Genomic DNA, 10702 nt, shown 5'->3' with positions numbered 1-10702 from the left:
GTGGAACGCCGAAGGCACCGCGCGATGCACGGCCTCGGCCAGCCCGAACGGCAGCGGGACGAGCGGCAGCCGCACCAGCAACCGCTCGGCGGGCACGAAGTCCGTCGCCAGCCCCGCGCAGGTCGGGCACTGCCGGACGTGACGCGCGAACCGCTTGCGCCACAAGGGTTCCGGCCGGCCGGGCCACTGCATGGCCAGGTCGGAGAGCTCCAGGCAGATCGGCGCGGCGCACAGCGCGCGCACCACCGCCCGCGAGACCTCCAACTGGGACTTCATCCGCGCGATCCGGACCGTGACGTGGTGCGCCTCCAGCCCGAGCGCGCTGACCAGGTCGCCGCGCGTCAGGTGCCCGGCCTCGACCAGCCACCACAGCGACAGCAGCTCGCGGTCGTCGTCGTCCAGCCACGAGGTGGCCATCGCGACCTCGCGCCGCTGGCCGGTGAGCCCGAGCTCGGTGAGCGCCAGGTCTGCGAAGTCCGCGCCCGGGTCGGCGAGCTCCGGCGCCTCGTCCAGCGGCCGCGGCCGGCCCTGGTAGGCCCGCACGTGGTCGCGCACCTGGTTCATCGCCACCGCGACCAGCCAGGACCGGAACACCCGCGGGTCGCGCAGCGTCGGCAGCGACCGCACCACCCGCAGCATCGTCTCCTGCACCACGTCGTCGACGTCGGCGGCCACCGGCAGCGCGCGCCCCACGATGTTGTAGACCAGCGGCAGATAGTCCGAGACCAGGCGCTCCAGGGCAGCCGGATCCCCGGCCGCCGCCGCGGACACCGAAGTCGTGTCTGTTTCTGTCACCATCGTCAGGCCTCCACACCCGAGCTTTTTTGTTCGGACGTAGGGGGAGACCCTAGCCGAGGGTGTGAGTCACAAAAATTTTCGTGATTGTGTTCACATCCCAGAAGTGATGAATACCGGCATAGGGTCACAGTTCAGATCAGACCAGCGGCCGGCACAGCAGCGCATCCGGAACGCCTCCTTCGGCCCATTGCCAGGTGTAGGCGACGCCGGCGACGTACTCGTTGTCGGCGCATTGGCCCTTGTAAGAGCCCGGTGCCCAGTCCGACGCCGTGGAGCCGCCGCCGGAGGGACGGTTGTCCCCCTGGTTGAACCAGACATCGTGACCGGCGGTCGGCAGCGCGGTGGCCGACGGCGCGCACAGCAGCGCGGCCATCGCGTTGTTGTGGACGCTGTAGCCGACGGCGAAGGTGTTGTCGGGGCACTGGAGCTTGCTGTAGCCGGCGGCCCAGTCGCCTTCGGTCACGTAGCGCTCGTCAGTGACGACGGTCCAGGCACCGGAGCCCTTGGCCGGTTCGGAAGAGTCCGTACACAGTCCGCGGCTGCTGCCCCGGCCGAGAGCCATCAGCCGCTCGGTGTCCGGGCAGTCGCCCTTGCGGTTGCCGGAGGACCAGTCCGACTGCGCCGGCATCGTCGTGGAGACGTCGTAGTCGGCGTGGTCGAGATCGAGCATGTTCCAGTGCGGCGAAGCGGGGACCGGGCCGGTGAGCGAGGGGGCCGAGGTCAGCTTCTGCCAGTCGGCCAGGCGCCAGTCGCCGGGATCGGTGACGCCGACACGGTTGCCGGAGGCGTCGTACGACAGCAGGGCCCAGTTGTCCTGGAGCGATCCGTCGGCGGCGGTGTAGCCGATGAGCGGCCAGATCGCGAAGTCGGTGTCGTTGGCGGCCAGGATGTCAGTGAAGTTGTCGAACCAAGCTTGTTCCTTGGTGTCGGTCGAGCCGCGGCCGGCCGCGCCGAACTCGCTCACCCAGACCGGGGCCGTGAAGTGCTGGCCGGACTGGGTGACGAACAGCGCCTCCTGGTTCACCACCGAGGCGAGCTGGTCCGGGGTGAAGTCCTCGTAGCGGGGATCGCTGGTGGCGCCCGCGCTGCCGGCCGCCGCGCCGGAGTTGTTCGGGCCGGTGTAGCTGTAGAAGTGCGCCGCGTAGACCAGCTTGTTCGAGGTGATCAGGGTGTTGGACAGGTTCTGAACCGGGGTGAGCATCGGGCGTCCGTGCGAGAAGCCGACAGCCGGGATGCCGTACCAGTTGATGCCTTCCATGATGATCAGCAGGTCCGGGTCGGCGGCCAGGATCTGGTTGCCGGCCTCCTCGAACGCGGCGTACTCGTCGTGGCCGTCGTACCAGCCCCAGTTCGGGTCGTCCCAGGTGTCGCGGCGGACCTCGTTGCGCAGGTCGGCGCCGACCACGCGCTTGTCGTCCTTGTACCGGTTCACCATGAACAGCCAGTCGGACTCCCACTGCTGCGTGGTCTGCCCGCTGTTCCAGCGCTCGTTGCCGTCCAGGCCGCAGCACCAGCGGTAGCTCGTGGTGTGGTTGTTGAGGATCACGGCGAAGCCATCGTTCGTCAGGGCACTGACGACGGCGTCGTAGACCTGTAGCGGCGTCCGGCCGCGCAGCTGCGGGTTGGCGGCGACCGCGGCGTCCGGGACGGTCGAGGTGTCGTGGATCATCGCGTCGGCGAAGGGCAGCCGGATCGTGTTGATCCCCAGGCTGTGGAAATCCGCCAGGATCTGCGCGATCGGGGCGCGGTCCAGGGCCAGCGGGACGTCGTAGGAGACCTCGCCGGCGTGGTTCTGCGCCGGATCGGTCGGGGAGCCGCTGCCGGTCCAGTGGCCCTGCGCGCCGTCCCAGTTGCCGCCGACGAGCTTGAAGCGGTTGCCGGTCGCGTCGACGACGTAGCGGCCGCTGGTGCTCAGCGGACCGGTCCAGGAGGCGGCGAGCGGAGCGGCTCCGGGCTTGGCGTGCGCCGTGCCGGGCAGCAGCGCGGAGGCGACGAGCGCGAGCGACATGATCATGATGCGCACACGGTTGGCGGACACGGCTGGAACGTAAGGGCCATGTTCTACAGCGTCAATGTTCGAATGCTCGCAGGTGGAAAACTTGATGAGAATATTGCCACACCTTGAATCACCGGACATGAATCTGTTTGTGGTGGATAACACCGATTCATGTTTCGATACCTGGGATGTGCGATGGCGGTCGTGCTGCTGGCCGCCGGGATGGCCGACGCCGATGCCACGGCCGGCGCACAGGAGCACGGCGCGCCGGTGAGCGTACGGATCGGGCTCGCCGGGCAGGATCCGGCGGGCCTGGCCGCGTACGCCCGGGCGGTGTCGACGCCGGGCAGTGCGCAGTACGGGCACTACCTGACGGCGGCGCAGGCCCAGGCGCGGTTCGGGGCAACGGAGACGCAGGTCAAGGCCGTGCGGAAGTGGCTCAAGGCCGCCGGGATGGAGATCACCGGCCAGGACCCGCACTGGATCGACGCGACCGGGAGCGCCGGAGCCGCGCGGGCGGCGTTCGGCGGCGGCACGCGGACGCTGAGGCTGACGGCTCCGCCAGAGGTCGCGCGCGCTGTGGCGAACGTGGCGAGGCTTGGGCAGACGCAGGTGCGCGGGATGCGCGAGGGGGCGACCGCGGCGATCACGGCTCGGCGGGGGATGAGCGCTCACTCGGTCGGCGCAAGCACACTCGGAGACGTAGGAAAGGCACGCGGCGACCGAAGCAGCCAGGCAGGCCGTGTGGCGGCGGCGGGCTACAGCCAGGGCGGCCAGACCGCCGCGGGCTTCGGCCAGGCCGACACCGCCACCGCCACCCCGGCCTACGCCGGCATCGGCAACCCCACCGCGCCTCACTCCGACGGCCGCACCCCCCTGCCCGCCGACCTGCCCGAACACCCCGACGTCGTGCACTCCGCCGGAGCAACGCCCCGCACCCGGGCAGCGGCGCTCCCGCCCTGCTCCCCCACCTGGGGCGCGCTCACCGCGGACCCGGGTCTGCCGCCGGGCTACAACACCCCCGAGCCGCTCGACGTCTGCGGCTACGTCCCCAGCCAGCTGCGCACGGCCTACGGCGTCAGCGCCTCCGGCCTGACCGGCTCCGGCGTCACCGTCGCGGTCATCGACGCCTACGGCTCCCCGACGATGCTCACCGACGCCGACCGCTTCGCGCAGAACCACGGCGACGCCCCGTTCGCGGGCAACCAGTACCAGGAGACCGTCACCGCGAGCCAGTGGACGCACACCACCGACGGGATCTGCCAGACCCCCGCCGACTGGGCCGGTGAGGAGGCGCTGGACGTCGAGACCGTCCACGGCATGGCCCCCGGCGCGACCGTCCGCTACTTCGGCGCGAACTCCTGCGCGGACCAGGACATCAACGCCACGCTGGCGAACATCGTCGACACCCACGCCGCGGACGTCATCTCCTCGTCCTTCGGCGAGACCATGCACCGGCTGTCCGGCAACATCGACCCGGCCCTGATCTCGCAGGCCACGCAGGTGTTCCAGTACGCCGCGACCGAGGGCATCGGCCTCTACTTCGCGACCGGCGACTGCGGCGACGACTCTGCACGGACCGGACCGGGCTGCGACCCGGGGTCCGCGCGGGCGCAGACCGAGTGGCCGGTGTCCTCGCCGTGGGTGACCGGGGTCGGCGGCACCGCACTGGCTCTCGGCGCGGGCGACGGCCCGCTGTGGCAGGCCTCGATGGGCGACCGGCGCTCGGCGCTGTCCGACGACGGCCGGAGCTGGCTCCCGTTCCCCGGCGACTTCTACTTCGGCGGGGGCGGCGGTACCAGCGAGGACTTCCAGCAGCCCGACTACCAGAAGGGCGTGGTCCCCGACGCCCTCGCGCGCACCCTCGGCACCGGGGCGAAGACCGCCGTGCCGATGCGCACCCTGCCGGACGCCGCCATGGACGGCGACCTGCTGACCGCGGTCCAGGTCGGCGTCACCGACGCCACCAGCGGCCAGTACGGCGAGATCGCGGTCGGCGGCACCTCGGCCGCCGCGCCGATGTTCGCCGCGACCCAGGCCGACGCGCAGCAGGCGCGGGTGGCGGCGGGCGGCAAGCCGATCGGCTTCGCGAACCCGGACCTCTACCGGCGCGCCACCTCCGCCACGTTCACCGACGTGGTCGCGCAGCCGGCCGGGGCGCCCTCGGACATCTCCACGGTCCTCGACCTCGGCACCGACGCGCAGGGCCGGCGCCAGGTGCGGCTGTTCGAGCTCGGACACGACCAGGGTCTGCCCGCCGGACCCGGCTACGACCTCGCGACGGGCCTGGGATCCCCCCGGGAGGAGTATCTGAACTCGTTCAAACACTAGAAGTCAGGACGCGCGGTCACCCTTTCGGGGCGGCCGCGCTTCCCGGCCCTCCCGAGACGGTACGAACCCGACATACGTACCGATTCGGGAGGGTTCATGTTCGGACGCTTAGTCCGTCGTTCCACGTGGGCCGCCGCTCTGGCGGCCGTCGCGTTCACAGCAGTGTCACAGGGCGCTGTCTCGGAGACGGCCTCGGCGCCGACACCGACACGAACACCGACGCCGACATCGACGCCGGCCCCACCGCAGCACATAGCCCGCCACCTGGCGATGCGCACGAACCACATATCGCTGACCGATGACGACCCGAACTACATCGGTCCCGAGAAGTGCTCCGACTACTACGGCGAGCTCACCGCCAGGACCGTCCCGAACGCCTTCGGCGGCCGCAATCCGCTGGCCGTCTGCGGCTACACCCCCGAGCAGCTGCGCTTCGCCTACGGCGTCACCCAGTCCCACTACCGCGGCAAGGGCGTCACCGTCGCGGTCGTCGACGCGTACGCCTCCCCCACGATGCTCGCCGACGCGAACCACTACGCGATGAACCACGACGAGCGGCTGCTGAGCCCGAGCCAGTACCGGGAGGTCACTCCCCCGGCGTACCACCACCTCACCGACGGCGAGTGCGAGACGCCGGCGAACTGGGCCGTGGAGGAGGCGCTGGACGTGGAGGCCGTGCACGCCATGGCCCCGCAGGCGAACATCGTCTACGTCGCGGCCGCCTCCTGCGACGACACCGATCTGATGGCGGCGTTGCAGACCGTCGTCGACGACCACCTCGCGACCGTCGTCTCCGACTCCTGGGGCGGCATCCCGCACAGCACCTACGGCGACGAGGATCCCGCGACGATGGCCGGATACTCGGCCTTGTTCCAACGCGGCGGGCAGCAGGGCATCAGCTTCCTGTTCTCCACCGGGGACTGCGGCGCCGAGGATCCGGCGGCGCAGTGCGCGAGCGGCTCTGCCCGGCCGCAGACGGAGTACCCGGCGCAGGATCCGTGGGTGACCGCGGTCGGCGGGACCAGCCTGGCGATCGGGCCCTGGGACCAGTACGTCGGGGAGGTCGGCTGGGGCGACCGGCGGTCGTCGCTGGCGCCGAACGGGACCGCGTGGGCGCCGTCGGCGGGGACCGGGCAGTGGCGGTTCGGGGGCGGCGGCGGGACGAGTGAGGACGTGCCGCAGCCGAGCTACCAGGCCGGGGTCGTCCCGCAGGCGCTGGCCACCACGCTGTTGAACGGCAAACCGGCGACGCGGCCGATGCGCACGCTGCCGGACGTGGCGATGGACGCCGATCCCATGACCGGCTTCCTGACCGGGGTCACGCAGAAGCTGCCGAACGGCACGGTCGGCTACGCCGAGTCGACGATCGGCGGCACGTCGCTGGCCACTCCGTTGTTCGCCGGCGTGATGGCCGACGCCGAGCAGGCCGCGGGTCATCCATTCGGCTTCCTCAACCCGGCCCTGTACGGCCTGGCGGCCACCGGCGCCTTCCACGACGTGACCCCGACCTCGCTCGGCGCGGACTCCCCGCGCCCCGGCACGCCGCCGGCCACGGTGGTCGACCTGGGCCTGGACGGCAAGGGAGCACGCCAGGCGCGGCTGTACCAGCTGGGTGACGACGGGTTGCTCACCGCAGGTACCGGCTATGACGACGTGACCGGTCTGGGCTCACCTTCAAAGTCCTACTTGCGTTCGTGGAAGTGACGACGCGTCTAGGATCGTTCAGCGCGGCGGACATGCTCCGCCGAGGAGAGCTGAGTAGAAAAGAGGACCGGACTGTGGCTTCGGAGTCGTCGTTCGACGTGGTGAGCAAGGTCGAGAGGCAGGAGATCGACAACGCGCTGAACCAGGCGTCGAAGGAGATCGCCCAGCGCTTCGACTTCCGCGGGGTGGACGCCGAGATCCGGTGGTCCGGCGAGGGCATCGAGATGAGGGCGAACTCCGAGGAGCGGGTCGCCGCGGTGCTCGACGTGTTCAAGGACAAGCTGGTCAAGCGGAAGATCTCGCTGAAGGTGCTGGACGCCTCGGACCCGCGGGTGTCGGGCAAGGAATACCGGATCAGCGTCTCGATCCAGGAGGGGATCTCCTCGGAGAACGCGAAGAAGATCTCCAAGCTGATCCGCGACGAGGCGCCCAAGAGCGTCAAGGCGCAGATCATCGGCGAGGAGCTGCGCGTGTCCTCGAAGTCGCGCGACGACCTGCAGGCCACGCAGTCGCTGCTCAAGGAGCAGGACTACGACTTCGCGATCCAGTTCACCAACTACCGGTGAGCCGGTGAACCGGACGGCGCCGGCGCGGTCGGCGCGATCGGCGCGGTCCGCGTCGCGGGCCTAGTCCGGGGGGAGGCGCACCGGATGCACCGGCGCATGCTTGTCCCGCTCGTGGCGGCGGCCGCCGTGGTGGCCGCCGCCGCCGTCTCGCACGGCCTCGGCGCCTCGGATTCGCCGCGTCTGCCCGGCATATCCACCTTGTCGCTGCTGAAGAAAATGGGGAAGCCGCAGACGCCGACGGTGTCCGGGACCGTGCGGCTGACGGTCGACGTCGGGCTGCCGAAGCTGCCCAAGCTCGGCGGCGACGGCGGCGCGGATCCGTTGCGACTGCTGTCGGGGGTCCACTTCGTGCGGGTCGCGACTGACAACTCCGGTCCCGAAGCGCGCGAGCGGATCGGAGTGCAGGACACGCTGTCGGAGTACGACCTGTACCGCGACGGCAGCGACCTGTGGGCCTGGGACTCGTCGCACCAGACGGCGCGGCACAGCACGGTCAACGCACTGACCGCGGCGCTGCTGTCGTTCGCCTCGCCCTCGGAACTGGCGAAGACGTTCACGGGGCCCTCGGCGGTCCAGACGCTGCTGTTCGACACCGAATACTCGGCCCGGCAGACGACGCGGGTCGCGGGCCGGGACTGCTACGTCCTGCTCGTCACACCGCATTCGGACGGGACCACGGTCGGCTCGGTGCAGGTCGCGGTCGACGCGGCGACCGGGGTACCGCTGAGCGTCGCGATCTACCCGACCGGATCGTCGAGCCCTGCGATCCGGGCGGAGTTCGAGACGGTGAGCTTCGCCTCCGACTCCTCGGAGCTGCGTTTCACGCCGCCGCCCGGCGCGAAGGTGGTCGAGGAGGCGGCACCGGTCCTCGACACGACGGTGAATCCGGTGCGGGGCGCCGGGAAGGGCTGGACTGCCGCGGTGGCGATCGGCGGCTTCGACCCGACGACGCTGATCGCGGGGCTCGGGACGGCGAATGGGACCGCCCAGCAGCCGGCACCGGAGGGGGCCGCCGCGGTGTTGGCCGCGTTGGCCGGGACTCCGGGAACGCCGCTGCAAAGCTACTTGCGGATGATGATGGCCGCCGGGGAGAAGACTCCGGTCGGACTGGTCTGGAGCAGCCGGTTGGTGAGTCTGGTGTTCACCCCGGACCAGCGGCTCTTCATCGCCTTCGCGACGCCGGAATCTCTGGAGGCGACGGTCGCCGCGACACCATCGAAGTCTGTTTCCATCCCGGAGGTGGGGAGCCATTCCTAGCATCGAGCTGGCTCTGACCTTCCGTCGGCGTCGCAATCTGCTGATCCTCGTGGTCCTCGCGGTGGTGCCGATCCTGCTCGGGGTGTCGATCCGGGTGTCCGGACTCGGGTCCGGGACCGGCACCGGCACCGGAATGCTGAACCAGGTGGCCGGCAACGGCCTGTTCCTGGTCTTCGCCTCGCTGGCGCTGATGGTGCCGCTGTTCCTGCCGGTGGCGGTCGGCGTGGTCGCCGCGGACCAGGTGGCCGGGGACGCCGCCGACGGGACGCTGCGCACCGTGCTGGCGTGGCCGGTCGGCCGGACCCGGCTGCTGGTGGCCAAGCTCATCGCGGCGGTCGTGTACGCGGTGGCGGCGACGTCCACGGTGACGCTGTCGGCGCTGGCGACCGGCGCGGTGCTGTTCCCGATGCGGGACGTCACGATGCTCAGCGGGGCGACGATCCCGCTGGGCTCGGCGTTCGGGCGTGCGGTGCTCATCGCGGGGGTCGTGACCTGCTGCATGGCCGGCGTCGCGGTCCTCGGCCTGACGATCTCGACGCTCACCGACTCCCCCGCCACGGCGCTGGCCGGCACGATCGGCCTGATAGTCGTCGCGGAGATCGCCGGCTCGATCCCGCAGCTGACCTCCATACAGCCCTGGCTGTTCTCCTTCGACTGGCTGGCCTTCGCCGACCTGCTGCGCACCCCCGTCTACTGGGGCACGATCTCGCACAGCCTATGGCTCCAAGCGGGCTACGCCGTGGTCGCCGTCTCCCTGGCCTGGGCCCGTTTCACCTCCCGGGATCTGGCGGTCTAGCGGCTCCCGCCCCTCCCGCCTCACCCGTCCGGCCCAGCGCCCCGGGAACCCCGGAGATCTTCACCTACGTTGGACTGAAGGGGAAGGGCAAGGACGAGGGAAAACGGGCAAGGACGTCGATGACATCGACCACGCATCTCCATGGGCGCCACAACGCCGTGAAAACCGCGGCACTGATGGGTCTGCTTTCGGCGGTCATCGTCGGCATCGGCAGCTTCTGGGGTCGCACCGGTGTCACGTTCGCCCTGCTCATCGCGGTCGGCACCAACGCCTACGCGTACTGGAACAGCGACAAGATGGCCCTGCGCTCCATGCGCGCCCAGCCGGTCAGCGAGGTCGAGCAGCCGGCGATGTACCGCATCGTCCGCGAACTGTCGACGCAGTCCCGCCAGCCCATGCCGCGCTTGTACATCTCCCACACCGACGCCCCCAACGCCTTCGCCACCGGCCGCAACCCCCAGCACGCCGCCGTGTGCTGCACCACAGGCATCCTGGACCTCCTCAACGAGCGCGAACTCCGCGGCGTCCTGGGGCACGAGCTGTCACATGTCTACAACCGCGACATCCTCATCGCCTCCATCGCCGGCGCCCTGGCCAGCGTCATCATGTGGCTGGTGAACCTGGCCTGGCTGATCCCGGTCGGCCGCAGCGAGGACGACGACGGCCCCGGCCTGGTCGGCTTGCTCGCCATCATGTTCCTGGGGCCGCTGGCAGCCTCGATGATCCAACTGGCCATCGGCCGCTCCCGCGAGTACCAGGCCGACGTCTCCGGCGCCCGCCTGACGAACGACCCGCTGGCCCTGGCATCGGCGCTGGTGAAGCTGGAGCGCGGCACGCAGGCGCGGCCGCTGGCCCCCGAGCCGGAACTGATGACCACCAGCTCGATGATGATCGCGAACCCCTTCCGGGGCGCGGGGATGTCGCGGCTGTTCTCGACGCACCCGCCGATTCCGGACCGGGTACGTCGGCTGGAGCAGCTCGCCGGGGAGAGTTTGCGGTAGGGGCGCTCGTGGTGACGGCTAGAAGGCGCCCAACGCCGACTGCGGCCACACCGAGAACAGCACCGCCGCCAACACCGTCAGCCCGATCGCGAACCGCAGCGTGACCGGCGACCGGCCGACAGCGGCAGTAGCGGCATCCGGCGCCGCGAACAGCCGCGCGGTCCAGCTCAGGTAGTAGTACAGCGCGATCACCACGTTCACCGCCATCACGACCGCGAGCCACACCAAGTGCGACCCCGCCGCCGCCCCGAAC

The 10702-nt window shown here is 70.6% G+C and carries 8 protein-coding genes and 1 pseudogene; 6 read left to right on the top strand and 3 right to left on the bottom strand.

Going from position 1 to position 10702, the window contains the following annotated elements; all coding sequences use genetic code 11:
- A partial coding sequence (locus GWK61_RS49015) for an RNA polymerase sigma factor (RefSeq protein WP_194920465.1) occupies positions 1-798 on the bottom strand: 798 nt, incomplete at its 3' end.
- A 136-nt stretch (positions 799-934) separates the two neighbouring features.
- Positions 935-2812, bottom strand: a complete 1878-nt coding sequence (locus GWK61_RS49010; protein ID WP_194920472.1) for a glycoside hydrolase family 5 protein — start codon at positions 2810-2812, stop codon at positions 935-937.
- A gap of 177 nt (positions 2813-2989) precedes the next feature.
- Between GWK61_RS49010 and GWK61_RS49005 the strand changes: the two genes are divergently transcribed.
- The 6 genes from GWK61_RS49005 to htpX all read left to right on the top strand — a co-directional run bounded on the left by GWK61_RS49005 (position 2990) and on the right by htpX (position 10449).
- Positions 2990-5125 (top strand): S53 family peptidase, encoded by a 2136-nt coding sequence (locus tag GWK61_RS49005; RefSeq protein WP_194920464.1) that lies wholly within the window; start codon positions 2990-2992, stop codon positions 5123-5125.
- A 270-nt stretch (positions 5126-5395) separates the two neighbouring features.
- Positions 5396-6829 carry a S53 family peptidase gene (locus GWK61_RS49000; protein WP_194920463.1) on the top strand — a complete coding sequence of 478 codons (1434 nt, stop codon included), beginning with the start codon at positions 5396-5398 and terminating at the stop codon, positions 6827-6829.
- A gap of 74 nt (positions 6830-6903) precedes the next feature.
- Positions 6904-7395 carry a YajQ family cyclic di-GMP-binding protein gene (locus tag GWK61_RS48995; RefSeq protein ID WP_323748110.1) on the top strand — a complete coding sequence of 164 codons (492 nt, stop codon included), beginning with the start codon at positions 6904-6906 and terminating at the stop codon, positions 7393-7395.
- Positions 7396-7491: 96 nt separating this feature from the next.
- The gene (locus GWK61_RS48990) at positions 7492-8652 is read left to right on the top strand and encodes a LolA family protein (protein WP_194920461.1); all 1161 of its coding nucleotides are present in this window, start codon (positions 7492-7494) and stop codon (positions 8650-8652) included.
- The gene (locus GWK61_RS48985) at positions 8618-9448 is read left to right on the top strand and encodes an ABC transporter permease (protein ID WP_194920468.1); all 831 of its coding nucleotides are present in this window, start codon (positions 8618-8620) and stop codon (positions 9446-9448) included. The genes GWK61_RS48990 and GWK61_RS48985 overlap by 35 nt, the downstream gene beginning before the upstream one ends.
- A gap of 119 nt (positions 9449-9567) precedes the next feature.
- Positions 9568-10449 carry a zinc metalloprotease HtpX gene (htpX, locus tag GWK61_RS48980; protein WP_194920459.1) on the top strand — a complete coding sequence of 294 codons (882 nt, stop codon included), beginning with the start codon at positions 9568-9570 and terminating at the stop codon, positions 10447-10449.
- A gap of 18 nt (positions 10450-10467) precedes the next feature.
- Here the strand turns inward: htpX and GWK61_RS48975 are convergent.
- Positions 10468-10702, bottom strand: a pseudogene (locus tag GWK61_RS48975) (NADH-quinone oxidoreductase subunit N); the annotation flags it as partial.

This window comes from Catenulispora rubra (genome assembly GCF_015356825.1).
GTDB classification, from domain to species: domain Bacteria; phylum Actinomycetota; class Actinomycetes; order Streptomycetales; family Catenulisporaceae; genus Catenulispora; species Catenulispora rubra.
This window is presented reverse-complemented; position numbering and strand designations above follow the sequence as displayed.